Genomic DNA, 24,035 nt, shown 5'->3' with positions numbered 1-24,035 from the left:
AAACAACAAGAGGAACGCCCGATGAACAGCCAAGCCACCATGACCGCCGCCGTCTGGCACGGTCGCAAGGACATCCGCCTGGAACAGGTGCCACTGCCCGGCGCACCGCAACCAGGCTGGGTGCAGATCCGCGTGCACTGGTGCGGCATCTGCGGTTCCGACCTGCACGAATACCTCGCCGGCCCGGTGTTCATTCCGGTGGATGCGCCGCACCCGCTCACCGGCATCAAGGGCCAGTGCATCCTCGGCCACGAGTTCTGCGGCGAGATCGTCGCCACCGGTGAAGGCGTCGAGGGTTACGCGCCGGGCGACAAGGTCGCCGCCGATGCCTGCCAGCATTGCGGTCAGTGCCGCTTCTGCAAGACCGGCCAGTACAATCTCTGCGAACAGCTGGCCTTCACCGGCTTGATGAACAACGGCGCCTTCGCCGAATTCGTCAACGTGCCGGCCGAACTGCTCTACCGCCTGCCGGAAGGCTTTCCGCTGGAGGCCGGTGCGCTGATCGAACCGCTGGCCGTCGGCATGCACGCGGTGAAGAAGGCCGGCAGCCTGCTCGGCGAAACCGTGGTGGTGGTCGGCGCCGGCACCATCGGCCTGTGCACCATCATGTGCGCCAAGGCTGCGGGAGCCGGCCAGGTGATCGCCCTGGAGATGTCCGCCGCACGCAAGGCCAAGGCGCTGGAAGTCGGCGCCAACCGGGTCATCGACCCCAGCGAGTGCGACGCCATCGCCGAGATCAAGGCGCTCACCGGCGGCTACGGCGCCGGCGTCTCCTTCGAGTGCATCGGCCACAAGTCCACCGCCAAGCTCGCCATCGACGTGATCCGCAAGGCCGGTCGTTGCGTGATGGTGGGCATCTTCGAGGAACCCTCGGAATTCAACTTCTTCGAGATCGTCGCCACCGAGAAACAGGTGATCGGCTCGCTCGCCTACGCCGGTGAATTCGCCGACGTCATCGCCCTGATCACCGACGGCCGCATGGACGTGACCCCGCTGATCACCGGTCGCATCGGCCTGGACAACATCCTCGAGCAGGGCTTCGAGGAGCTGGCCAACCACAAGGACCGCAACGTCAAGATCATCGTCAGCCCCGCCGCACTGGCCGGCTGAGCAGGAGAACCCCATGACCACAGCAGTAAAGGAAAGAAAACTCACCGTCGCCCGTGCCATGGCCGAAGCCGTGGCCCAGGAGATGCGCCTGGACCCGAAGGTGTTCGTGATGGGCGAGGACATCGGCCAGCTCGGCGGCGTATTCGGCAACACCCGTGGGCTGTATGACGAGTTCGGCAAGACGCGCATCCGCGATACGCCGATCTCCGAAACCGCCTTTATCGGTGCCGCCGTGGGCGCCGCCTCGGACGGCATGCGGCCGATCGTCGAGCTGATGTTCGTCGACTTCTTCGGCGTCTGCATGGACGCCATCTACAACCTGATGGCGAAGAACACCTACTTCTCCGGCGGCAAGATACCGGTGCCGATGGTGCTGATGGCCTCCACCGGCGCCGGCTACTCGGACGCCGCCCAGCACTCGCAGTGCCTCTACGGCACCTTCGCCCACCTGCCGGGCATGAAGGTCGTGGTGCCGAGCAACGCCTACGACGCCAAAGGCCTGATGACCGCGGCGATTCGCGATGACAACCCGGTGGTGTACCTCTTCCACAAGTCACTGCAGGGCATGGGCTGGCTGGGCACCGAGAAAGGCGCCACGGTGCCGGTGCCGGAAGAGCCCTATATCGTCGAGATCGGCAAGGCGAAGACCGTGCGCGAAGGCCGCGACGTCAGCCTGGTCAGCCTCGGCGCCGGTGTGCACCACGCCCTGCGCGCCGCCGCGCAGCTGGAAAAGGACGGTGTCAGCGCCGAGGTCATTGACCTGCGCAGCCTGGTGCCGCTGGACCGCGAACATGTCATCGCCTCGGTACGCAAGACCGGCCGGCTGATCGTCATCGACGAGGACTACCACAGCTTCGGCGTCAGCGGCGAAATCATCGCCAGCGTCGTCGAGCACGACATCGGCATGCTCAAGGCGCGCCCGCAGCGGGTGGCCTTCCCCGATATCCCCATCCCCTTCACCCCGGTCATGGAGCAATGGGCCCTGCCCAACGCCGACAAGATCGTGGCCGCCTACCACGCCATGCATAAGGAATGATGTTTATGAGTACCCCCATCGTGATTGCAGACGACCTCTGGGAAGGCGACGCCGAAGCGGTGATCACCTCCTGGCTGGTCAGCGACGGCGCCGAAGTGGCCGCCGGTGACTTGGTCGCCGAGGTCATGTCGGAAAAGGCCCAGTTCGAGATCGAAGCGCCGGCTGCCGGCGTGCTGAAGATCATCGAGGAAGAAGACGCGGTGATCGCCAAGGGTGCGGTCATCGGCCAGGTGGAATAGCCATGACTCGACTGGAAATCCTGCCCGAGCGCGCGCCCGAACGGGTGCCGCTCAAGGGCATGCGCAAGATGATCGCGGCGAAAATGCACGAAAGCCTGCAGACCACCGCGCAGCTCACTCACCACAGCGAATGCCGGCTGGATGCGCTGAAAACCCGCCGCGCCGAGCTGAAGGCCGAGGGCAGCGCGGTGTCCGTGCAGGACCTGTTGCTGCTCAAGGTGATCGAGACGCTCAAGGCCCATCCCGGACTCAATGCCACGCTGGAGGACGAGGTGATCCACCAGCATGCGGCGGTGCATCTGGGCCTCGCCATCCCACTGCCGGGCGACCTGCTGGTCGCCCCGGCGCTGTTCGACGCCGAACAGCTGGACGGCGAAAGCCTGTGCCTGGCGCGCAAGGCGTTGGTGGACAAGGCCCTGGCCGGCAAGCTGTCGGTCAAGGAGCTGACCGGCGCCACCTTCACCGTCTCCAACCTAGGGCTGTCGCGGGTGCACCACTTCACCCCGATCCTCAATCCGCCGCAGGTGGCGATCCTGGGGGTCGGCGGCATTCAGCGGCGGCTGGAACTCGGGCCGAGCGGCGAACTGGTGGAAGTCGAGTGGATGGGCCTGTCGCTGACCTTCGACCATCGCGCTGTCAACGGCTCGCCCGCGGCCGAGTTTCTCGATGATCTCTGCCGGCGCATCGAGGAATACGCGGCATGAACGGCATCGCCCGGTTCAGCGTGGGCGCCGGCCTGAATGCCGAGCGGGCCCTGCTACAGCGCGTCTGCGACGGGTTGTTCGACTGCCAGCTGCTGCTCTGGCGCCCCACCGGTCAGGCGCTGGTGATGCCCGGCAGCTTCGAGCGCCGGCCCGGCTTCGCCCTGGCCAGCCAACGCTGCGCGGCGCAGGGCTGGCCGATTTTGCTGCGCGATACCGGCGGCGAGCCGGTGCCGCAATCATCGGCGGTGCTCAACATCGCCCTGGCCTGCGCCCTGCCGGCCGGCGACGAGGTCGGCAAGCGCATCGACATCGCCTATGAACGGTTGCTCGAACCCCTGGCGCTGTGGCTGGCGGAGAACGGCCTCAAGGCCGGCGTAGGCGCGGTGCCGGGTGCATTTTGCGACGGCCGCTTCAACCTCACCCTGGAGGGCCGCAAGCTGGCCGGCACCGCCCAACGCTGGCGGCGCAGCCGCGATGGACGCCCCGTGGTGCTGGCTCATGCCGCGCTGCTGATCGAAGACTGGCGCGAACCCATGGCCGACGTGGTGAACCGCTTCTACCACGCCTGCGCCAGCGACCTGCGCTGCCAGGCCGGGAGCCATCTGGCGCTCGCCGAGCGACTGGCCGATGCCTGGGCAACCGCCACATCCCTGCCCGAGTGTTACCAGCGTGTTCTCGCCTGGCAGGGTCTGGAACTCGGCGCCCGCGCCAGCACTTATCCGCCCGAAGGCCTCGCCGCCGGACGGCACTCCCCCTTGCTTTGAATAACAACAACACGGCAGGCCATCCGGCCCGGCCATGCATCGGAGGAAACACCATGAGGCATCCCACACCTTCCCTGCGCCAAGGCGGCACCACCCAGCCAGCGCGATGTACGGCAACTCTCTGCGGAGCGTTACCGCCGGGGTACAACCGCCACTAACGCTGACAACAAAAGCGCAACTAAACCGGACCTGTAGTTATTGCCGTTTAAATAACAATCCCGAAAGGCAGCGATATACGCGCACGTCATGTTGCCCGCTATTACAGAGCGCAACACAGGAAGTCGTTTTTACAAATAAATAACTATCAGCAGAGCTTTATCCGCGAATGCTCGTTTGAGGGATGCCTGAAGCGAGAAACAACCCTAAACAAGGAAATAATAAAAATGAAATTTAAACAGTCGAATTTAAGGGTACAGATAATCATGGCGGCCTCGCTTCTTGCGATGACGTCACTGCACGCATCAGACAGAGTCATTACCGACAAGGAATTATCTGATGAATCCAACACCACTGATTGGCTGGCTTACGGGCGAACACACTCCGAACAGCGATTCAGCCCGCTTAAAGACATCAATGTAGAAAACGTCAGCGGGCTCAAGCCTGAATGGTACGCCCCACTGCCGGATCGCTCCGATATCGTCGGAACGCCTTTGGTTGTCGATGGCGTCATGTATTACGTTGGCGAAATGAACAGAACACGTGCGTTCGATGCACGCACGGGCAAGATGCTCTGGGAATATGATCCGCAAGTTTCCAAAGAGATCATCGACAACAACATGAAGAAGGTCTTCTGGAAGCATAACCGCGGCCTTTCAACCTATGGCGACAAGCTATTCATCACCACCTGGGACGGCCGCCTGATTGCGATCACCCGAAAAGACGGCAAGGAAGTCTGGCAGACCCGGACCTTCGATCACGACCAGCCGTTGAATATCACAGGCCATCCCAAGGCCTTCGACGGCAAAGTATTCGTAGGTAATGGCGGGACAGAACTCGGTCCGATGCGCGGTTATGTGACCGCTTATGATGCCGAAACGGGTAAGCAGGTCTGGCGTTTCTATATCGTCCCTGGCAACCCTGCCGATGGATTCGAGGATGCCGCTCAGGAAATGGCGGCCAAAACCTGGACTGGCCGGTGGTGGGAAAACGGCGGCGGCGGCAATGCCTGGCATGGCTGGACGTACGACGAGAAATACAACCAGCTCATCTTCGGTACAGGCAACGGTGGGCCATGGAATATCAAGGTGCGTAGCCCGGACGGCGGCGACAACCTGTTCCTGTGTTCGGTCGTGGCTGTAGATGCGGATACGGGCGAATACAAATGGCACGTCCAGACTGCACCAGGCGACACCTGGGACTACAACTCGAACATGGACATCGTGCTGGCCGATCTGAAAATCGATGGCAAGGATGTTGATGCGGTACTGCATGCGCCGAAGAACGGCTTCTTCTATACGATCGACCGCTCGAACGGGAAGGTACTGTCCGCGGAGAAATTCGCAGACGCCAACTGGTCAACCAAATACGACCTGAAAGAACAGCGCCATATTGTTGCGGAAGACGCCAGATATCCCGATGGCGAGAAGAATATCTATCCGTCGGCATTCGGTGCTCACTCGTGGCATGCGATGTCTTATAACCCCGAGTTGAATCTTGCCTTTATCCCCACCAACCATCTGGGCAACACCTTCAAGGACGATGGCAAGGAAACAAAGCCTGGCCACAAGATGGCGAGTCACAAACTCTATCTGGGACTGACCGGTTGGGAATTGACCAAAGACCCACATGAGTCACGCGGCTCCCTACAGGCATGGGACCCGGTCAAGAACAAGCGCGTGTGGCAGGTAAACCAGAAGAGCCCATGGGGTGGCGGAACCTTGACCACAGCCGGCAACCTGGTTTTCCAGGGCCAGCCTGATGGCATGTTGAAAGCCTACGATGCCCGCACCGGAGACGTTCTTTGGTCCTATGACGTGGGCCTCGGTATCTCTGCGCCACCGATCACTTACAAGTTGGATGGCAAGCAAATGGTTTCCCTGCTGGTGGGCCCTGGTGGTGCATTGGCCTCCAACTTCGGCGGCTCGGGTGAACTGGGATTTGAAAGCCATGGCTGGAAATATGGTGTGCATGAACGCCGCATCATGACCTTTTCGCTAGATGGAAAAGCGGTTGTTCCTGAACAGCCTGCACCGCAACTTGCCAAGCCAATCATTGATGAGAAGTTCGAGGTCGACGCCAAAAAGGCAGAGGCCGGCGCGGGTGTCTTTGCGGAGAACCTCTGTGTTGGCTGTCATGGCGCCGGAGCTGTTGCGGGTATGAAAGCACCCGATCTGCGGGAGTCGCCGATATTGCTCACAGGCAGTGAAAAGGCGTTCGAGAGTGTTGTGCGCGGTGGCGCGTTACTTGCCAACGGCATGCCCAAGTTCCCGGATCTGACCGATGCAGAGCTGGAAAGCATTCGTCACTTCGTCCGCAGGCAAGCACGCGACGGTGTGAAGTCTGGTGGCGGACATTAGGCCTGCAACTGTCGATCGCCAACCAAACACTTGAACCGGTAACGCCTACATAGTCAGGCGTTACCACTGAGCAGAAACGCACGCGAATACCGGGAATGCCCACAGACATTGTGGCTAACGGTATTCGCTGCACCCCGCACCGGTACATCCGAAGGATCAGAACAATGACAACAAGCCTGCGCTTCGGCAGCGGCGTTCTCGCCGCCTGCCTGTTCACTTCTGCCCAAGCGGCCGAGTATTCACCCGATCAGTTCCTCTTCGGCGACTGGAACGGCAGTCGCACCCGTCTGCATGAGGCCGGCGTCGACCTGCAGATCACCTACGTCAACGAGTTGGCCTGGAACACCCAGGGCGGCAATGACCACACCGGCACCTACTCCGATCAGCTGATGTTCGACGCCGCGCTGGACCTGGAGAAACTGCTCGGCTGGTCCGGCGCCGGATTCCGCTTCAGCGTGGTCAACCGCAACGGCGAGAACCTCAACGCCGAGGCCGACCTCGGCGTCCTGCTGCAGCCCCAGGAAATCCACGGCTACGGCAGCGTCACCCGGCTGGTGCAGTTCTATTACCAGCAGGCGCTGCTGGACGACCGCCTGCTGATCAAGCTCGGCCGTTTGCCCATGAGCGGCGAGATCTACCCCTTCGCCTGCCCGTTCCAGAACCTCGGCTTCTGCGGCACGGTGCCGGGCTATGTCACGCCGAACTGGTTCACCTGGCCGATCAGCCAGTGGGGCGCCACCGCGCGTTACCAGCTGGACGCAGAGTGGTCGCTGCAGACCGCGCTTTATCAGGTCAACCCGCGTTTCACCGAGCGCGAGCAGGGCCTGAATTTCGGCAGCCCGTCGGGCACCACCGGCTACCACGCGGTTGCCGAACTGGGTTGGACGCCGACCTTCGCCGGTCAACCCGGCGCCTATCGTCTGGGCCTCTGGCGCAATACCGGCGACTTCGAAGACATCTACCGTGACGCTGCCGGCCGGCCGATGGCGCTTTCCGGGGCGCCAGCCGCCGAACACGACAAGGCCACCGGCGGCTATCTGATGGCCGAACAACAGATCTGGCAGAGCAGCGCGGTGGCCGAGCGACGCTTGAAACTGTTTGCCAACTTCATCCAGTCCGACCCGGACGTGACCTATATCGAGCGCATCTGGCAGGTTGGCGGCATCCTTTCAGCACCCTTCACCTCGCGCCCGCATGACGAGCTCGGCCTGGGCCTTGGCCGCCTGGAAATCAACGACGACGCCCGCAAGCACCTGCGCGAACAGGGCGAACCGGTGCCGGACGTGGAATACCCTGCCGAACTCTACTACCGCGTCGCCCTGACGCCGGCCATCTCGCTGACGCCGAACATCCAGTACTTCCACCGGCCCGGCGGCTTCGACGATGCGGAGGACGTGGTGGTCGTAGGGCTGAAGACGGTGGTCAGCTTCTGATAACGCGACAAGGGGCGGCCCGGCTTACCGGGTCGCCTGTCGACAGTGGGCGTCTGCACGCTATGGCTTGGGCAGATACCCCGGCAACGCCTCCAGCCGCTCCATCCAGCGGGCGACGTGACTGTACGGCGTGAGATCCACATCCCCTTCCGGCGCCAGCACCACGTAGGGGTAAACCGCGCAATCGGCGATGGTCGGCCGGTCGATCGCCAGCCAGTCGTGGCGCTGCAGATGATCGTCCAGCAGCTTGAGCACCGCCGGTGCCTTGGCCAGCGCCGCGGCCTTGTCCAGCGGATAGCCGAACTTCTGCACCAGCCGCGCCGCATTCAGGCTCTGCTGGATCTCGTTGGCGGTGAAGGACAGCCATTGCACGATCTCCGCCTGCCCGCGCGGATTGTCCGGCCACCACGCCAGGCCGCCGTAAGCGCCGGCGAGGTAGACCAGAATGGCCTGCGAATCGCGGACGATATGCCCGCCATCGTCCAGAATCGGCAACTGCCCCAGCGGGTTCAGCTCGGACAGCGGCGGCTTCTTGTGCGCACCATTGGCGAAATCCACGGCCACCCGTTCAAGTTCGATGTTTGCCAGCGCAGCGAACAGCCGCACCTTGTAGCAGTTGCCGGATGGTCCCAGGTCATACAGTTTCATTGCGCACCTCCTCTGATGAGCTGATTGAATTCGAGCACGTTGCCGTCCGGGTCGCGGATAAACAGCGCGATCCGCCGTGGGCCGATGGGATGCGGCCCCTCGGTGATGACGATGCCCCGCGCTTCGAGCCAATGCTGGAGCGCCGCGAGGTCATCGATGATAAAGGCCGGATGGGTCATGCCGGGTCGCTTGACCGGCGCATCCAGCAGCACGTTGTGCGCATCAGGCGCACGTGCGCCGTTGAAGATCAGGTTGATGCGCACGCCGTCCGGGCTGAGCATTTCGTTCGCTTCGAACAGCGGAAAGCTCGCGCTCTCGACGAAGCCAAGCGCCTGGTAGAAGGCCATCGCCCGCGGCCTGTCGCTGACACGAATACCGATGTGGTCATAGGCGAGAATGCGGGCGGGACTGGCTGATTGATGCATGTGCGAAACTCCAAAAGACCTCAGTCCCTGAAGTGTCAGCCGCCCTGCGGGTTTCACCTATGCCGCCGGCCTGACAACATCTATGCAGCAATCGCACAAATCCCGGGGTGGCAATGGACAAGCTCAAGGCAATGGCCAACTTCGTTCGCATCGTCGACAACGGCAGCCTGAGCTCGGCCGCCGATGCCACCGGGCAATCCGTGGCATCGGTGGTGCGCTCGCTGGCCGCGCTGGAACGCCACCTCGGCGTGCGCCTGCTGAACCGCAGCACCCGGCGCATGGCACTGACCGACGAGGGCGCGGAATACCTGGCCTGGAGCAGGCGCATGCTGGCGGACTTCGCCGACATGGAGCAGCGCCTGGAAGCCAGCGACGGCGCCGTCCGCGGCCTGCTGCGCATCACCGCGCCGGTGGAGTTCGGCCAGCGTTACGTTGCGCCGCTGGTGAACGAATTTCTCAAGAAGCATGCGGATATCAGAGTCGAGCTGAACCTGAGCGACCAGATCGTCCCGCTGCTCGACGAACGCCTCGACCTCGCCCTGCGCATCGGCCACCTCCCCGACTCGGCAATGGTCGCCCGACAAATCGGCAGCACCCGGCTGGTCACCTGCGCCAGCCCCGACTACCTGAGCACCGCCCCCGCCATCGACATCCCGGCGGCACTGGAGGACCACGCCTGCATCCTCTTCGCCGCCCAGGGCCGCCACTGGTACTACCGCCACGGCGAAAAGGAACAGGCCGAAGAAATCACCCCACGCCTGACCTGCAACCAGATCCGCACCGCCAGCCTGGCCTGCGTACAAGGCCTGGGCATCACGCGGCTGATGCACTATCAGGTCGCCGATGAACTGGCTGATGGTCGCCTGGTAAGGGTGCTCAGGGATTACGAACCGAAGGACCTGCCGATCCAACTGGTCTACCCGCACGCCTTGCAGCTATCGCCAAGGGTACGGGCTTTTGTGGAGTGGGTTTGTCCGAGGTTGGAGAGGGGTTTGCCGGGGTTGGGTTAGGAATCGAGGCTGGCTGCTTTCGGCCACTAGAGGTCATTGAGTGCCCCGGAAAAACTGGACTGACTCGCTAATCGCCCGCAGGCATCGCCTTTGAATATTAGTTTTTGATTAATCACCGAGAATCATAAGGACCTGTTCTTTATAGGGATGAAAGGCACACCCACCTTTCACTAGCCCTCCATCCAGTGATGGTATTGATTCATTTAGCAGTGAGAAATACTCATTGGATGCAGACCAATATGGCGGGGTGAATAGTACTGCGAGCAGATGATTGCTTTGCGGTATGTTGCTCAACGGTCTCCGCATTTGCTCGACGCATTCTCCGCGCACCAAGTTGAAGCTCAGTAAAGAACTCTTTGTCCCCAGTAGTACAGATGAGATGTCGTGGTTGTCAAAAGCAGGAATGGATGGTGCAAAGAAGCACGCGCAGAGGTAGCGCATCACTGCCGCTGCCCAGGCCGTAAAGATTGGCTCTTCTATTGTCGGCGAGAAGACCAATTGAAAATGATGAGGGACGACTGGCCGCTCGACAGGTTCTGCGTCTAAATAAAAAATGTAGTTCGCTTTTATACTAGACAATTCCGACACATTGCTTTGGCATGAGTTTATTAGGAAAATTATCCGAACGAAGCTTTCGGTGTCGTTAATTCCGGGAACCAAACCCTCATCATCTGTATAACTGTAAAGCTTCTCCGAGCTGCCCGTTAAGGAGAAGGAAAATAACGCATCCAGTGTCAAATAATGGTGTTTGGCAGGTAGCTCATAAAGCATCGGCGCTGCCTTTCCCAGCGTGTGGAGATTTAATTTTTACCTGATGAATGGCATGCACGTCTAGCCAAACTCGATCTATATCCAGTACCTGATACCAATCAAGTCCATGATGATCGTGCAGGTCGTGAAATGACCAACAGATTCGCTCTTTATTGAGACGAGGGATGTCTTCTACCCCATCGCTCCAGTTGTAATGGAATAGCGCGAACATCTCTAACGCATGCTCTGGCGTCGGGTTGAGATAGTACCATTTGAGCGGCGGCATAAAGATATAGTCAGCTTGAAGTATCAGTTCTTCTTGCCCTTGTTCCGAGGACTCAGAACGGTAGTAGCCGATTTTGCTTTCAAGCTCGAAGTCTTCCCCTGCAGCCCAGTCAGAGGGTACAGGTCTGTTTCGGAAGTCTTCGACAAGCTTTTTAGCACGCTGAAGGCACCAATATTCCAATTTCGTGAGTTGCCTATTTAGGGCAATGAGACGTTCAGTTTGTGCGTGAGAGAAGGCTGGAAGGTTGCGGCGCATGATGAAGTGCTCCTCTGCTTTCCGTCATTTTTCACCACCGCCACGACAACATGCGTCGCACCTCCACGCGACACATTTCGTCGCAGCTTGATGCACAATCACGCCAAGCCAATCTCACACCTAGATGCAAGGGTCGCTATCGTGCCGTCCAATAAGAGCAGGGATACTCTCAGCCGCCAGTGGGAGCTGCTGAAGCTACTACCGATCAAGGGCAGTGGAGCAACTGCGAGCTCGCTCCAACGCCGTCTGGCCGAGATGGGTTTTCCGACCACCAAACGCACGGTTGAGCGCGACCTGGTGGACTTGTCGAGCGTCTTTCCCTTGCGCATCAACGACAAGAGCAAGCCATATGGTTTTAGCTGGTCACCACCAACGAGCCTGCAACTGCCAGGTGTCAGTGTTTATGAGGCGCTGACCTTGCAACTTGTGCAGGAAATGCTTCGCCCACTGATGCCCACCGCCATGCTTACTGCGCTGCAGCCGCATTTCGAGCAGGCAAACAAAAAGCTAAAGGCACTAGCCCGAATATCGCCAGTTGCGGATTGGCCTAGCAAGGTCGCGAGCGTACCGGCCCATCTCCCGCTGATGCCTCCTCAGATTGATGCCGCCTCGCTTGCGCTCGTTCAGCAGGCGCTGCTCGAAGAGAAGGCATTCAGATGCCGCTATTACTCCGCTCATCGAGATCTGGTTAGCACACTGACACTTTCGCCGTTGGGCTTGGTTCAACGAGGAAGCGTTACGTATCTCATTGCGACAGCGCCTCCTCATGCGGATGTGCGTCAGTTTGCATTGCACCGAATCAGCAATCCCGAACTGTTGGATATCCCTAGCGAGCCCTCCAACGGGTTCGATTTGCGTGAATACGCCACGTCCGGAGCGATGCAATTTGGCGACAACGTCGGGCGTACCATAACCCTTGAGGCATGGGTGAATACTGGTCTCCTGGGGCTACTTCGGGAGACACCTCTTTCCGAGGATATGCAAACGATGTCCGATGAGGACGGAGGCAGGATACGTGCGACTGTGACGGACAGCTGGGAACTGGAATGGTGGTTGTTATCGCACACTGGATCGATTGCCGTAACAGCGCCTGAGACTCTCAGGCAGCGTCTGCTCCAGCGTTTGCGTCGTGGTTTGGAGCTTTACGACGAGTAGCGTCGATGGGCTTTCTTAAGGCAGCTGAGCAGCTCCGGAGTGCTCCCCATGTCGTGTCAGCCGTGCTGCTTTGCAGTTACCCGCCTCTATGGTAGCGTTAAGCCACCAGTATTGATGGCAACTGACTTTTAGCCGGCGCCACTTCAAAAATGTTCATCCGGCGGCTGCGCTTCCCTGCGATGTAAGGGAAAAGTGGCGGCCAGCATATTTACATTAGCTCCGAAGTATCTGCGTAGGGTCGTGACATGCACCTGCCTAATGCAGCAGAAGGCTGAATAGGTGCATTGAACATACTTGAGCATTAAATTAACCATCTAAGCATCTATATAAATCAAGCACGAAAAAATGACTAAAATGACCACGCCTGAATGGATTGAAGTTTTTGATAATGCTTTTCAATGCATGGGGGAGCGACTTGAGCAAGTACTTCAGTTAAATAGCTGCCGAGAGCATTGGATTCAAGCCGAGATCAGCCTCCATGCATGGTTCAAAGATAAACTAGAGGTCTGGACGGATTTCCCCATTGGAGGCAACCGCAAATCCGATTTATATGCAGAACATGGTGACGGATCGATATCAATGGTTGCTGAGGTTAAATGTCTCAGCGACTTTTCACAAGCCAAGTGCCTAGAAGGAGATTGGTCAGTGCGCTCCGACATTGATCGTCTTCACTCTATTCAGAGCCCCACTCGGCTCTTTGTTCTTGTGATCGAAAAAAATGAGGTGGAGACAAACATAGGAAGAGCCTTGCGTACGGAGGCATGGGTAGAGGGAAAATTCCCCCATGAGCTTGACTTGGGATTTTGCCTAATTCGTATATGGGCTATTTGATTCTATTCTTGATCCCCTGCCCGTACCTCCTGCAGGGGATTAAAAAAATTAAAGCTATAAGTTTTTTTGTGTAATCTGGCGAAGACAACGAATAACCTCTAGTGCGTCTAGAGCTGCTCGCGTGTGAATGCCTGAAGCTGCGCCTTACAACAATATCTCTCTAGTAACGTAAGCAGTCTCAGCGCAGCCAAATTCTCCACATCCCCTTAGCACCCTCTTCAGTCCAGCCACCCTCGAGTAGAGCCGATCCGAATGTATGCAGGGTTGCCCTACCATCGGAACCCAATGCTAGAGTGCCTGCTCCATAGCCGCACAACTCCAACCACCTAGCGAGGCCCCCATGCTCAACCATGTAATGGTCGGTTCGAATGATATTGAACGGTCGAAGCGGTTCTACGATGCCGTGCTCGGCGTACTCGGCGCAGGCGAGCCGCTGCGCAATGTGGCGCCGTCCGGGCACACGCGCCTGTTCTACCGCCACGACGGCAGCCTGTTCGGTGTCACCGAGCCCATCAACGGTGAGGAAGCGACCGTCGGCAACGGCGGCACGATTGGTTTCAAATGCAACTCGGCCGAGCAGGTCAAGGCGTTTCACGATGTCGGCGTCGCCCATGGCGGCACCACCTGCGAGGACCCGCCAGGACTGCGCGAATCCAGCCTCGGCGCGATGCACCTCAGCTATGTGCGCGACCCTGACGGCAACAAGCTGTGCGCCATCTACCGCCCGCAGTAACCCTCCCCTCTTTCAACGCCGCACGCCATGTGCGGCGTTGAAGCTGAACGTCATGCGTCGCAGCGCGCTGCGGCGCATGAGGTTTCAAGAGTCGACTGCGATTCTCTCCGCGTGCCGCCCCTCGCCCATCAAGGTTTGACGACCATCCCCACGCCACGCCCGCGCGGGTCCGAGCCGGTCTGCAGGCGCGTGCCATCGACGCGTATCGCCTGGATATCACCCATCAGCCAGCCCTGATCCTCCAGCGTGTAGCCCATGGCTTTCAGCTCGTCGGCCACCTTGCCGGTCAGCGGTGCATGGGCGTCGTAGTAGATGGTGTCCTTCGGCAGCAGCTGATGGTGCACGCGTTGCGCGGCCACGGCTTTTTCCAGCGGCATGTCGAAGTCGTAGACGTTGTTCAGCACCTGGAAGATCGAGGTGAAGATGCGCGAACCGCCCGGTGTACCGAGCACCAGGCTGACCTTGCCGTCACGCGTGACGATGCTCGGGCTCATGGAGGACAGCATGCGCTTGCCTGGCTCGATGGCATTGGCATCGCTACCGACTACACCGAAGGCATTGGCGACGCCCGGCTTGGCACTGAAGTCGTCCATTTCGTTGTTGAGCAGGAAGCCGGCGCCCTTGACCACCACACCGCTGCCGTAATCCAGGTTGAGGGTGTAGGTGTTGCTGGCCGCGTTGCCGTCGGCATCGACGATGGAAAAGTGAGTCGTCTGCCTTGGCTCGAGGCCCGGGCGCACCTTCTCGGTCTCGGAGATGGCCGTTGGATTGATCTCGGCCGCGCGCTGCTTCAGGTAATCAGGCGATGTCAGCTTCGTGACCGGAACGTCGGAGTAGTCCGGGTCGCCGAGGTAGTCGGCACGGTCGGCAAAGACGCGTTTCTCGATCTCCGCCAGCAAGTGGATGTAACGCGCCGAATTCAGCTCGACCCCCTTGAAGTCGGCGGCGCGCTGCTCCTTCATGCCGATCAGCTGCGCCAGAGCGATGCCGCCGGAGCTTGGCAGCGGCGCGGTGTAGAGGCTGTTGCCCTGCCAGTCGACACGCATCGGCTCGCGCCATTTGACGCGGTAGGCGGCCAGGTCCTCCTTGGTGATCAGCCCGTCGTCACGCTGCATCTGAGCCACCAGCAGGTCAGCGGTCTGGCCTTTGTAGAAATCATCCGGCCCCTTGTCGGCGATGCGCTCCAGGGTCTCGGCCAGCTCCGCCTGGCGGAAGGTGGAACCGGCCTTCATGGCGCCGAAGTAATCCTCGAAATTGGTCGTACCCTTGAACAGGCCGAGGGCGTCGTCGCGGTACTGGTACTGCTGGTCGGCCACCGTGAAGCCTGCACGGGCATAGCCCACCGCCGGGGTGATGAGCTCGCTCCAGGGCAACTTGCCGAAGCGCTGATGGGCCTCCCACATGCCCAACACGGTGCCGGGTACACCGGAGGCCCTGGCGCCGACCAGGCTCAGGTTCTCGACTACCTCGCCCTTGTCGTCGAGGTACATGGTCCTGCTGGCGGCCTTGGGCGCGACTTCCCGGTAATCCAGAAAGTACGGCTTGCCCTCGATGTACAGCGTCATGAAGCCACCGCCGCCGATATTGCCCGCCTCGGGGTAGGTGACGGCCAGGGTGAAGGCGGTCGCCACCGCGGCATCCACCGCATTGCCGCCGGCCTTGAGCACCTGAGCGGCCACCTTGGCGCTGTACTCATCCGGAGCTGCGACCGCCCCGCCTTCCAGAATCGCGCCGTGGGCGATGTGGCCCGTGGCGACGATCGCCACGCCAAGGGTCAATCTGCTGATCTGAAGCAAACGCATCGTGCTCATCCTTATTGTTGTGGTCACCGCCGCCCCGCGATGGCTGGGGCGGTTATCACCAACATAGACAATGGGGACGAGGCGTAGGTGCGCAGCGGATCGTGCGATGCCGAACGGCGCGGCAGATGCGTCCGGCCTGGAGCTGCGACACCTGGCGGCCCGCCGCGCAGGACGGCGCTACGGGGCGGTGGAAGTCGCCAACCTCCCTGCAGCGCCCCGCTATCGCTCGTGCTCCGCCGCCGATACCATGCCGCGCTGCCTATTGAAACCAGGCGATCCCCCGGGAACGCTCCCGCTTGTCCGCAGTCCGGACGATAACGGATACGAACGCTTCGCCCGCGCCTGATCGCTCATGGCGGGGGTGGCTCGGCCGATGAGCAGCGTCCTTACCGTAACGCCTGATCACTGAGAGGCCTGGCATGGCAAGCGGCGACACGCACGCAAAATGTATCGTTCTCGGAGCAGAGGAGAACGATGATAGAGACCAGCTCGCCAGCCTGCTGGGCGCCCACGGCTACAGGGTGGTCCGCTGCCCGGACCAGGCCGCACTGGCCCAGGCGCTACGTCACCCTGTCGAGGCCGTCATACTCGCTGACGAGCTCGCCGCGGCCCCACTGGACGAAGTGGCCGAAGCACTTGATGCCCTGGCGGACGGACAGGTCGTCCCGTTCATTGTGCTCAGCCGGGCGCTCGATCACGGGCCTGACGCCTATGCCGCACTTCGCGCCCGGCTGCCCGTCGCGATTCGCGACGTGCTGATGCTGGATGACCCGGTCAGCGCGAGCACATTGCTCAGTTGCCTCGCCACCTGCGCGCACCTGCAACAGGACCGCTTCGCCAGGCAGCACCGGATGGCCACCCAGGCCGATCAGCAGTCGCACTTCGAGCGGCTGATCGAGAACCTTCCAGTGGGCGTCTGCTTCATCGACGCCGACGGCAAGACCGTGCTGAGCAACCCGAAGTACGACGAATACGTACCGAACCGGCGAATCCCCTCGACCGAACCCGGCCGCGCCCGGCGCTGGGTCGGCCTGGATAGCGACGGAAAGGTCATACCGCCGAACCAGTATGTCGGCGCGCGTGCGCTGCGCGGCGAGCAGGTGAATGGTCAGGACTACCGCTATTACCCTGAGGACGGCGGCGAACGCTGGCTGCGCCTGAGCGGCGTGCCGCTGTACGACCATACGGAACAGCCGGCCGGTGCGGCGCTGGTGATCATCGACGTCGATGCCGAGAAGCGCAACGAGGAGATGCTGCGTCAGTTCAACCAGCAGCTCGAACAGGAGGTCAGGCTGCGGACCGAGGCGCTGCAACAGGCCCTCGACCGGCTGACCGTAGAGGTTCAGGAGCGCAGCCGAGCCGAGGAGCAGCTTCGCCATTCGCAAAAGATGGATGCGGTCGGCCAGCTGACCGGCGGGATCGCCCACGACTTCAACAACATGCTGACCGGCATCATTGGCGCGCTTGACCTGATCCGCCTGCGCCTGGCCTCCGGGCGCCATGACGACCTGCCACGCTATCTCGAGGCGGCGCGGGGCTCGGCGCAGCGTGCCGCTTCGCTCACCCAGCGCCTGCTGGCGTTCTCCCGCCGACAGCCGCTGCAGACCCAGCCCTGCGCAGTCAATCCGCTGATCCGCTCGCTGGCCGAGCTGCTGCAGCGCAGCCTGAGCGAGACGGTCCGCTTCGAGCTGGCCCTCGATGACGACGCCGGGCTCGCGCTGGTCGACCCCGGCCAGATGGAAAATGCCCTGCTCAACCTAGCACTCAACGCCCGCGATGCCATGCCCGACGGCGGCACGCTGCGCATCGAAACGCAGCGGCTCGCGCTGCCGCGGGAGCAAGCCTCGCGTCACGGCGTGCAGCCCGGTGAGTACCTGTGCATCCGCGTCATCGACAGCGGTGTCGGCATTCCCGCGGCGCTGGTGGACAAGGTATTCGAGCCGTTCTTCACCACCAAGCCGCTCGGTGAAGGCACGGGCCTCGGCCTGTCGATGGTCTATGGCTTCGTCCGCCAGAGCAGCGGCTTCATCACCATCGACACCCGCCAGGGCGAAGGCACCCGCGTCACGCTGCACATCCCGGCGGCGCCGGCCGACGCACGGGAGCAGCCGGCCGCGGCACCGATCCGCAAGGCAGACGCAGGCGGCGGACGCACGGTACTGCTGGTCGAGGATGACAACGCGGTGCGCCCGTTGCTGCAGAGCGCGCTCGAGGACTTCGGCTATCGCGTGCATCTGGCGGCCGATAGCCAGCGTGCACTGGAGGTCGCTGCCGGCCTCGACTCGCTCGACCTGCTGCTGACCGATGTCGGCCTGCCTGGACTCAACGGCCGCCAGCTAGCCGAAATGCTCCAGCAACGACGTCCCGGCCTGCCGGTCGTGCTGATCACCGGCTACGCCGAACAGGCGACGACCCGCGTCGATTGCCTGGCACCGGGCATGCACCTGATGACCAAACCCTTCACCCTCGAGTTGCTCGCCGAAACCGTCTCCCGCGCCTTGGCACGCGGGGTGGCTGAGGGGCGCTACCAGGGCAATTCCTCGCCACTGTAGGCGTAGAACCCACCGCTGGCCTCCGGCTCCAGGCTGTCGATCACCCGCAACAGATCCTGCGCTGCTTCGCTGGCAGGCCTGCCGATTTCGGCGCCACGAAATGGTTGTGAAAGCCGCGAGTTCACCGTGCCGGGATGCAGCGCCAGCAGCACGGCATTCGGCTGGCTACGGCGCACTTCGATGGAGGCGGTCTTGAGCAGCATGTTCAGCGCCGCCTTGGACGCGCGGTAGCTGTACCAGCCGCCGAGGCGGTTGTCGCCGATGCTGCCGACCTTGGCCGAGAGCATGGCGAGCACGCCGCGCTGGCGGTCGAGCAGGCCGCTGAAGTGGCGCAGCACCAGCGCCGGGCCGAAGGTGTTGATCTGGAAGGTGGCGAGCAGCTGCTCCTGGTCGAGATCGGCCAGGCGTTTCTCCGGCATGAAGTCGGCACCGTGCAGCACGCCCGCGGCGTTGATGATCAGATGAAATGGCCCCTGCCCCGCCACGCTGGCCGCGGCCTGTTCGATGCTGGCGGGAACGGTCAGGTCCAGCGCCCGCTCGGACGAGCGGCTCAGGGCGATCACCGACGCGCAGCGCGGGTCGCTGCGCAAGGTAGCGACCAGCGCGGCGCCGATGCCACCGGATGCACCGATGATCAACGCGCGAAACCCTTCGGGAAATGAGTCCAGTGGCATGACGATCTCCAGCTTTACGGTCAACGGACACCGGCTGCGCTGCGCCAGCGTTCGATATGTTCGGCAAGCAGGTCGGCGATGGGCAGGCAGGCGCCGAGCCGGTAGAGATTCCAGTAGTGGCCTTCCAGGGTGCGGTTGATCAGCAAAGTGCCGGAGGCCGGTTGCAGGCTGCCGAGCGCGGACATCATCAGGGGGAACAGCTCGGACAGTCGTTGATGCAGCGCCGCTTCGCGGAAGTCCCATTGCGCACCGGGTTGCAGCAAAGGGTGCAGCATCAGGTGGATGCGTCGGTACAAGCCATGGGGCGGTGTGCTTCCCGGCTGGCGTCCACCAAGGGCCTGGAATCCCGGCTCCAGCGCCTCGCTGGAGGTGCCACGTAGCGCTTCGAATATCTGCACGTAGCCCGCCAGCAAGCGCGGTTCCAGGCGCAGCACGCTGCCGAAATCGTAGACCACCAGCTCGCCAGTCTCGGTCCAGGCGAGGTTGCCGGGATGCGGATCGGTATGCAGCCGTTGCAGGCCGAATGCCTGTTCGGCCAGCCATTCGCAGAGGGTTTCGGCCAGGCGCTGGCGCACCTCCGCCGGGGCCTGCTCGACCTCGGCCATGGAGCGGCCAGGCAGGTCTTCCAGCACCAGCACACCGGGCCGACAGAGTTCGGCGGCGGCAAAGGGGATGCGGATGCCCGGCCAGTTGCTGAAGTGCTCGCGGAAGGCTTCGAGATTGGCGCGCTCGGCGTCGTAGTCGAGCTCCTCGGCAATGGCCCGTTGCAGTTCGATATACACCGCATCGAGACGCGCGCTCGGCGTGCCGAACAGCCGGCCCAGCGGCATCAGCCGACGCAACTGGCGCAGATCGGCGTCGCAGATGGCGCGGATGCCGGGGTACTGGACCTTCATGATCAGCGCCCGGCCCTGCCGGTCGCGGGCGCGATGAACCTGGCCCAGCGAGGCGGCCGCCGCGGGCTCCGGCTCGATGGTTTCGAACAGCTCGTACAGTTGGCCGTCGTAGACACGCTGCAGATTGGCTTGCAGCGCATCGAACGGCAGCGAGGGCACCTGGTTCTGCAAGCGCGCCAGCGCGGCGCTGATCGGCTCGGGCAGCAGATCCTGCCATTGCGAGGCCTGCTGACCGAGCTTGAGCACCGGGCCCTTCATCTGCCCGAGCGCATCACCGAGCAATTCGCCCACCGGCGCCCAGTCGATGCTCCCCTTGCCGGGCGTGATGCGCTGCACCAGCAGGTTGCCGGCGATGCGCGCACCGGTGCCACCCAGTTGCAGAAAGCGACCCAGCGCCGAAGCCGATGGACGAGAGAATCGAGACATGCCAGCAACCTGTGAAGGCAAAGGCCGATCATGGGCCAGCCCGTGCCGTGAGCCAAGGGTGAATGGTTGCAGTCTGTTGCGCCGCGGCGCCTCCGAAAGCGCGGCGCACCGAACGAGCGAAACGGCGCCGGACAGGCATTCCGGAACGCTGCTACGAGACGAAAGCGGCGCACATCAGGCCATGCGGAAAGTGACCCGAGCGGAACGGGCAGCGGCCCGGCGAGTCGGATCAGATGACTGCGCCGCTCGGCCAGGACCTGTCAGACCCACGTGTCGAGCGTGCACGACAGTTGATCCTGGCGATGATTCGAGCGGCTTTTTGGCCCGACCTGCCTTCACGGCACCACGGGCGTGTTCCCTCCTCCGCGACCCTCTTCACAGGGGTGCGACCGGTGCGGGGACAAAGCACGCAGCGGAGTCTGCGCAAGGAGAGCGGAATGACCGATTTCAATGATCCTTCCTTCCACCCCAACAACGAAGCCCCCCGCATTTCCACCGGCAGCAAGGGGCTTGATGACATCCTCGGCGGTGGCCTTGACCCCAACCGCATGTACCTCTACGAGGGCAGCCCGGGCTCGGGCAAGACCACCATCGCCCTGCAATTTCTGCTTGAAGGTGTACGCCAGGGCGAGCGTGTCCTCTACGTGACACTGTCCGAAACCAAGGACGAGCTGGAGCTGGTAGCCAAGCGGCACGGCTGGACGCTCGAGGGCATCGACGTGTTCGAACTGATCCCGCCAGAAACCAGCCTCGACCCGGAGCTCGAACTGACCGTGCTGCATCCGGCGGAAATGGAGCTCAGCGAAACCACTCAACAGGTATTCGAACGCGTCAGCCAGACCAACCCGACGCGGGTGATCTTCGACAGCCTTTCGGAAATGCGCCTGCTGGCGCAGAGCCCGCTGCGCTACCGGCGCCAGGTGCTGGCGTTCAAGCACTTCTTCACCTCGCGCAACTGCACGGTGATTCTGCTGGACGACCAGACCTCCGAGATCGGCGACCTGCAGCTGCATTCCATCTCCCACGGCGTGGTCATGCTGGAGCAGCTCGCCATCGACTATGGTGCGGAGCGCAGGCGGCTGCGCGTGATCAAGATGCGTGGCATCCAGTTCCGCGGCGGCTACCACGACTTCGTCATCCGCAAGGGCGGCCTGCAGATCTACCCACGCCTCATCGCCGCAGAACACCACTCACCCTTTACCGGTGAGCTGGCCTCATCCGGTAACGCGGCGCTGGACAAGATGCTCGGCGGCGGGCTGGAGCGCGGCACCAACGCGCTTCTGGTCGGTGCCGCCGGTGTCGGCAAATCCTCGCTGGCATTGAGCTACGCGGTAGCGGCATGCGAGCGCGGCGAGCAGGTCGCCTTCTTCGTCTTCGACGAGAACATCAGCACGCTGCTCGCCCGTGGGCGTGCGCTGGGCGTGCCGATGGAGCCATGGATCGATCAGGGTCTGCTGCATCTGCAACAGGTCGACCCCGCCGAACTGTCGCCCGGCGAGTTCACTGCCGCAGTACGCCACAGTGTGGAGACCCAGGGTGCCAGGCTGGTGATTCTGGACAGCCTCAATGGCTACTTGCACGCGATGCCTGACGGCAAGTTCCTGATTCTGCAGATGCATGAACTGTTGAGTTATCTGGGCCAGAAAGGCGTGATCAGCATCATGGTGCTGGCCCAGCACGGGCTGATCGGTCCGATGGATACGCCTGTGGATATCAGCTATCTCAGCGATGCGGTTATCATGCAGCGCTATTTCGAGCATACCGGTGTCGTTCGCCGGGCATTGTCGGTGGTGAAAAAGCGTAGCGGGCGGCATGAAAACACTGTCCGTGAATATCGCCTCAGCAGCGCCGGCCTCGAGGTCGGGCCGCCGCTCAGCCACTTCAGCGGCATCCTATCGGGCACTCCGGAATACACCGGTGATGCGACTCAGCTACTGACAGACGAGCATGACGACGCCCACTAAACGAGAAGGCCCCATCGTAGTCGTCTATGCCCCCATCGGCCGGGACGGTCCCGCCTCGGCCGAGCTGTTCAACCGCAGCGGCATGGACGCCGTCGTCTGCCACAGCGTCGGTGAAGTCCTGCGCCGCGCTGAAACCGACGCCGATGCCGTCTTCATTGCCGAGGAAGGCCTCTTCGGCCACGACCTCGAAGCGCTGGCCAGCTGGGTCGACCAGCAACCGGCGTGGTCCGATTTCCCCTTCGTCGTCCTCACCAGCAAGCACCAACAGCCGGCAGTCGCCGCGTGGCGCCAGCGCATGGTCGCGGCACTGCGCAACGTTTCTCTGCTGGAACGGCCGGTGCAGAGCATCACCCTGACCAGTGCGGTAAAGGCCGCGCTGCGCGGGCGCCATCGCCAGTACGAGGTCCGGGCGTTGCTGGAAGCACGTGAGCGGGCTTCGCAGGAGCTGGAAGCGCTGGTGGTCGAGCGGACCAGCGAACTGGAAAAGACCAACCTCGAACTGCGCACCCAGATGGCCGAGCGTGCGCATATCGAGGAAACCCTGCGCCAGACCCAGAAGATCGAGGCCATCGGTCAACTCACCGGCGGCATTGCCCACGACTTCAACAACCTGCTCATGGTCATTACCGGCGGCCTCGACATGCTCGACCGCCGCGCCGACCCTGAGCGCCGCAAGCGCCTGATGGATGGCATGCGCCAGGCCGCCCAGCGCGGCTCCGCCCTCACCCGCCAGCTGCTGGCATTTTCCAGACGCCAATCGCTGGCACCCGAGCCCGTCGATCTGGCACGACGCATCAGCCAGATGCGCGAAATGCTCGACCGCAGCCTGCGCGGCGACGTGCATGTACGTCAGCAGTTCGCGCCGGATCTGTGGCCGGTCCAGGTCGATCCGGGCGAGCTGGAGCTGGTCATTCTCAATCTGGCCGTCAACGCCCGCGATGCCATGCCCGTAGGTGGCTCGATTCTGCTACAGGCCAGCAACGCCCCCGACGAGCAGGTGCTCGGCCGCCGCGCAGACTTCGTCCGCCTGGCCGTGACCGACACCGGTACCGGCATACCGGCCGAGGTTCGCACCCGCGTGTTCGACCCGTTCTTCACCACCAAGGAGATCGGCAAGGGCTCCGGCCTCGGCCTCGCCCAGGTCTACGGGTTCGCCCGGCAGTCGGGCGGCACCGTATGGATCGAAAGCGAATGCGGGCAAGGCACCAGCGTGATCCTGCTGCTGCCGCGCGCGGAGGAAACTCCGCAACTGGCTGACGAAACCGAGCGCGGCGCGGATGACAAGACTGGCGCAGCGCTGGGCAGCGTCCTGCTGGTGGACGATGACGAGGAAGTGGCCGCACTGGTCGGCGAGATGCTCGAACACCTTGGCTATTGCGTCACCCATGCCGGCAGCGCCTCCGACGCCCTCAGCGCGCTGGCGAACGGTTGCAAGGTGGACATCGTCTTCTCCGACGTGATGATGCCGGGCGGCATGAACGGCGTAGAGCTGGCCCGCGAAATCCGCACCCGCGCCCTGGGCGTCCCCGTCCTGCTCACCAGCGGCTACGCCGAAGCCGCGCAGCAATCGGCTGCCGCGGAGGGCGTGCACGTCCTGGCCAAACCCTACCGGCTGGAAGAACTGGCAACCTCGTTGCGTACCGCCATCGAGGGTGTAGGCATTCACTGATCCTCACGCTTCCTGGTGGCCGGTCCAGGCGGGTGAGTCAGTCCAGCATCACGCCTTCAGCCGAGGCGACGCGCAGCTGTCCAGGCGAAGCGTCAAGTCGGCTCGATGCGGTCATTGGTCTGTAACGGCGTAACAAGCCGGCGCGCCTGCGGTCTTC

At 62.3% G+C, this 24,035-nt stretch carries 21 protein-coding genes; 14 read left to right on the top strand and 7 right to left on the bottom strand.

The features are described from left to right. The first annotated feature begins 39 nt into the window (after positions 1-39). The 7 genes from EA798_RS05765 to EA798_RS05735 all read left to right on the top strand — a co-directional run bounded on the left by EA798_RS05765 (position 40) and on the right by EA798_RS05735 (position 7,802). Positions 40-1,110, top strand: coding sequence for a 2,3-butanediol dehydrogenase (locus tag EA798_RS05765; protein WP_122098667.1), 1,071 nt, complete (start codon positions 40-42; stop codon positions 1,108-1,110). Positions 1,111-1,123: 13 nt separating this feature from the next. Beyond that, a complete protein-coding gene (locus EA798_RS05760; protein WP_122098357.1) occupies positions 1,124-2,146 on the top strand; it encodes an alpha-ketoacid dehydrogenase subunit beta in 1,023 nt (340 codons plus the stop codon). A gap of 5 nt (positions 2,147-2,151) precedes the next feature. Beyond that, positions 2,152-2,385, top strand: a complete 234-nt coding sequence (locus tag EA798_RS05755; protein WP_023444395.1) for a lipoyl domain-containing protein — start codon at positions 2,152-2,154, stop codon at positions 2,383-2,385. Positions 2,386-2,387: 2 nt separating this feature from the next. Continuing rightward, positions 2,388-3,089: a 2-oxo acid dehydrogenase subunit E2 gene (locus EA798_RS05750; RefSeq protein ID WP_122098356.1), complete on the top strand. Its 702-nt coding sequence runs from the start codon at positions 2,388-2,390 to the stop codon at positions 3,087-3,089. Beyond that, on the top strand, positions 3,086-3,853 hold the full coding sequence (locus EA798_RS05745) for a lipoate--protein ligase family protein (protein WP_122098355.1): 768 nt from the start codon (positions 3,086-3,088) through the stop codon (positions 3,851-3,853). The genes EA798_RS05750 and EA798_RS05745 overlap by 4 nt, the downstream gene beginning before the upstream one ends. A 383-nt stretch (positions 3,854-4,236) precedes the next feature. After that, positions 4,237-6,369, top strand: a complete 2,133-nt coding sequence (locus EA798_RS05740) for a PQQ-dependent dehydrogenase, methanol/ethanol family (RefSeq protein WP_122098354.1) — start codon at positions 4,237-4,239, stop codon at positions 6,367-6,369. A 164-nt stretch (positions 6,370-6,533) separates the two neighbouring features. Then, on the top strand, positions 6,534-7,802 hold the full coding sequence (locus EA798_RS05735) for a carbohydrate porin (protein WP_122098353.1): 1,269 nt from the start codon (positions 6,534-6,536) through the stop codon (positions 7,800-7,802). A gap of 60 nt (positions 7,803-7,862) precedes the next feature. Here the strand turns inward: EA798_RS05735 and EA798_RS05730 are convergent, their stop codons facing one another. Both EA798_RS05730 and EA798_RS05725 read right to left on the bottom strand, forming a co-directional pair. Next, on the bottom strand, positions 7,863-8,450 hold the full coding sequence (locus tag EA798_RS05730; protein WP_122098352.1) for a glutathione S-transferase family protein: 588 nt from the start codon (positions 8,448-8,450) through the stop codon (positions 7,863-7,865). Next, complete coding sequence (locus EA798_RS05725; RefSeq protein ID WP_122098351.1) at positions 8,447-8,875, bottom strand: VOC family protein; 429 nt, start codon at positions 8,873-8,875, stop codon at positions 8,447-8,449. Before EA798_RS05725 ends, EA798_RS05730 begins: the two co-directional genes overlap by 4 nt. A gap of 113 nt (positions 8,876-8,988) precedes the next feature. On the opposite strand from EA798_RS05725, the gene EA798_RS05720 reads away from it, so the two are divergent. Next, the gene (locus EA798_RS05720; protein WP_122098350.1) at positions 8,989-9,885 is read left to right on the top strand and encodes a LysR family transcriptional regulator; all 897 of its coding nucleotides are present in this window, start codon (positions 8,989-8,991) and stop codon (positions 9,883-9,885) included. A 108-nt stretch (positions 9,886-9,993) separates the two neighbouring features. Here EA798_RS05720 and EA798_RS20525 read toward each other — a convergent pair whose 3' ends face one another. Beyond that, positions 9,994-10,656 carry a hypothetical protein gene (locus EA798_RS20525; protein WP_147456778.1) on the bottom strand — a complete coding sequence of 221 codons (663 nt, stop codon included), beginning with the start codon at positions 10,654-10,656 and terminating at the stop codon, positions 9,994-9,996. Beyond that, positions 10,646-11,176: a hypothetical protein gene (locus EA798_RS20520; RefSeq protein ID WP_147456777.1), complete on the bottom strand. Its 531-nt coding sequence runs from the start codon at positions 11,174-11,176 to the stop codon at positions 10,646-10,648. The genes EA798_RS20525 and EA798_RS20520 overlap by 11 nt, the downstream gene beginning before the upstream one ends. Before the next feature lie 141 nt (positions 11,177-11,317). On the opposite strand from EA798_RS20520, the gene EA798_RS05710 reads away from it, so the two are divergent. The 3 genes from EA798_RS05710 to EA798_RS05700 all read left to right on the top strand — a co-directional run bounded on the left by EA798_RS05710 (position 11,318) and on the right by EA798_RS05700 (position 13,895). Further along, the gene (locus EA798_RS05710) at positions 11,318-12,331 is read left to right on the top strand and encodes a helix-turn-helix transcriptional regulator (RefSeq protein ID WP_122098666.1); all 1,014 of its coding nucleotides are present in this window, start codon (positions 11,318-11,320) and stop codon (positions 12,329-12,331) included. 345 nt (positions 12,332-12,676) lie between these two features. Next, positions 12,677-13,162 carry a hypothetical protein gene (locus EA798_RS05705; protein WP_239060833.1) on the top strand — a complete coding sequence of 162 codons (486 nt, stop codon included), beginning with the start codon at positions 12,677-12,679 and terminating at the stop codon, positions 13,160-13,162. 340 nt (positions 13,163-13,502) lie between these two features. Beyond that, positions 13,503-13,895: a VOC family protein gene (locus EA798_RS05700; RefSeq protein ID WP_042926531.1), complete on the top strand. Its 393-nt coding sequence runs from the start codon at positions 13,503-13,505 to the stop codon at positions 13,893-13,895. Between the two features lie 128 nt (positions 13,896-14,023). Here EA798_RS05700 and ggt read toward each other — a convergent pair whose 3' ends face one another. Continuing rightward, on the bottom strand, positions 14,024-15,697 hold the full coding sequence (gene ggt, locus EA798_RS05695; protein ID WP_122098349.1) for a gamma-glutamyltransferase: 1,674 nt from the start codon (positions 15,695-15,697) through the stop codon (positions 14,024-14,026). 419 nt (positions 15,698-16,116) lie between these two features. On the opposite strand from ggt, the gene EA798_RS05690 reads away from it, so the two are divergent. Next, positions 16,117-18,249, top strand: coding sequence for an ATP-binding protein (locus EA798_RS05690; RefSeq protein WP_122098348.1), 2,133 nt, complete (start codon positions 16,117-16,119; stop codon positions 18,247-18,249). On the opposite strand, the gene EA798_RS05685 is transcribed toward EA798_RS05690, so the two are convergent. Both EA798_RS05685 and EA798_RS05680 read right to left on the bottom strand, forming a co-directional pair. Then, complete coding sequence (locus EA798_RS05685; protein WP_122098347.1) at positions 18,222-18,923, bottom strand: SDR family NAD(P)-dependent oxidoreductase; 702 nt, start codon at positions 18,921-18,923, stop codon at positions 18,222-18,224. The two genes, EA798_RS05690 and EA798_RS05685, sit on opposite strands and share 28 nt — an antisense overlap. Before the next feature lie 20 nt (positions 18,924-18,943). Further along, positions 18,944-20,245, bottom strand: a complete 1,302-nt coding sequence (locus tag EA798_RS05680) for an ABC1 kinase family protein (protein WP_122098346.1) — start codon at positions 20,243-20,245, stop codon at positions 18,944-18,946. Between the two features lie 437 nt (positions 20,246-20,682). Between EA798_RS05680 and EA798_RS05675 the strand changes: the two genes are divergently transcribed. Together EA798_RS05675 and EA798_RS05670 are read left to right on the top strand one after the other, a co-directional pair. Further along, positions 20,683-22,209, top strand: coding sequence for an ATPase domain-containing protein (locus EA798_RS05675; protein ID WP_106158047.1), 1,527 nt, complete (start codon positions 20,683-20,685; stop codon positions 22,207-22,209). Further along, positions 22,193-23,878, top strand: a complete 1,686-nt coding sequence (locus EA798_RS05670) for a response regulator (RefSeq protein ID WP_167462898.1) — start codon at positions 22,193-22,195, stop codon at positions 23,876-23,878. Before EA798_RS05675 ends, EA798_RS05670 begins: the two co-directional genes overlap by 17 nt. The last annotated feature ends 157 nt before the right edge of the window (positions 23,879-24,035 follow it).

The organism is Pseudomonas songnenensis (assembly GCF_003696315.1).
Taxonomy (GTDB): Bacteria; Pseudomonadota; Gammaproteobacteria; order Pseudomonadales; family Pseudomonadaceae; genus Stutzerimonas; species Stutzerimonas songnenensis.
Note: the sequence above shows the minus strand (reverse complement) of the source record. Positions and strands in the feature narration are given on the sequence as shown.

Excerpts from the sequence above, each read along its gene's own strand:
- EA798_RS05735 (WP_122098353.1), top strand. The coding sequence starts at position 6,534 with ATGACAACAAGCCTGCGCTTCGGCAGCGGCGTTCTCGCCGCCTGCCTG.
- EA798_RS05760 (WP_122098357.1), top strand. The coding sequence starts at position 1,124 with ATGACCACAGCAGTAAAGGAAAGAAAACTCACCGTCGCCCGTGCCATG.
- EA798_RS05755 (WP_023444395.1), top strand. The coding sequence starts at position 2,152 with ATGAGTACCCCCATCGTGATTGCAGACGACCTCTGGGAAGGCGACGCC.
- EA798_RS05705 (WP_239060833.1), top strand. The coding sequence starts at position 12,677 with ATGACTAAAATGACCACGCCTGAATGGATTGAAGTTTTTGATAATGCT.
- EA798_RS05680 (WP_122098346.1), bottom strand. The coding sequence starts at position 20,245 with ATGTCTCGATTCTCTCGTCCATCGGCTTCGGCGCTGGGTCGCTTTCTG.
- EA798_RS05670 (WP_167462898.1), top strand. The coding sequence starts at position 22,193 with ATGACGACGCCCACTAAACGAGAAGGCCCCATCGTAGTCGTCTATGCC.
- EA798_RS05745 (WP_122098355.1), top strand. The coding sequence starts at position 3,086 with ATGAACGGCATCGCCCGGTTCAGCGTGGGCGCCGGCCTGAATGCCGAG.
- ggt (WP_122098349.1), bottom strand. The coding sequence starts at position 15,697 with ATGCGTTTGCTTCAGATCAGCAGATTGACCCTTGGCGTGGCGATCGTC.
- EA798_RS20525 (WP_147456778.1), bottom strand. The coding sequence starts at position 10,656 with ATGCTTTATGAGCTACCTGCCAAACACCATTATTTGACACTGGATGCG.
- EA798_RS05765 (WP_122098667.1), top strand. The coding sequence starts at position 40 with ATGACCGCCGCCGTCTGGCACGGTCGCAAGGACATCCGCCTGGAACAG.
- EA798_RS05725 (WP_122098351.1), bottom strand. The coding sequence starts at position 8,875 with ATGCATCAATCAGCCAGTCCCGCCCGCATTCTCGCCTATGACCACATC.
- EA798_RS05730 (WP_122098352.1), bottom strand. The coding sequence starts at position 8,450 with ATGAAACTGTATGACCTGGGACCATCCGGCAACTGCTACAAGGTGCGG.
- EA798_RS20520 (WP_147456777.1), bottom strand. The coding sequence starts at position 11,176 with ATGCGCCGCAACCTTCCAGCCTTCTCTCACGCACAAACTGAACGTCTC.
- EA798_RS05675 (WP_106158047.1), top strand. The coding sequence starts at position 20,683 with ATGACCGATTTCAATGATCCTTCCTTCCACCCCAACAACGAAGCCCCC.
- EA798_RS05720 (WP_122098350.1), top strand. The coding sequence starts at position 8,989 with ATGGACAAGCTCAAGGCAATGGCCAACTTCGTTCGCATCGTCGACAAC.
- EA798_RS05700 (WP_042926531.1), top strand. The coding sequence starts at position 13,503 with ATGCTCAACCATGTAATGGTCGGTTCGAATGATATTGAACGGTCGAAG.
- EA798_RS05740 (WP_122098354.1), top strand. The coding sequence starts at position 4,237 with ATGAAATTTAAACAGTCGAATTTAAGGGTACAGATAATCATGGCGGCC.
- EA798_RS05685 (WP_122098347.1), bottom strand. The coding sequence starts at position 18,923 with ATGCCACTGGACTCATTTCCCGAAGGGTTTCGCGCGTTGATCATCGGT.
- EA798_RS05750 (WP_122098356.1), top strand. The coding sequence starts at position 2,388 with ATGACTCGACTGGAAATCCTGCCCGAGCGCGCGCCCGAACGGGTGCCG.
- EA798_RS05690 (WP_122098348.1), top strand. The coding sequence starts at position 16,117 with ATGGCAAGCGGCGACACGCACGCAAAATGTATCGTTCTCGGAGCAGAG.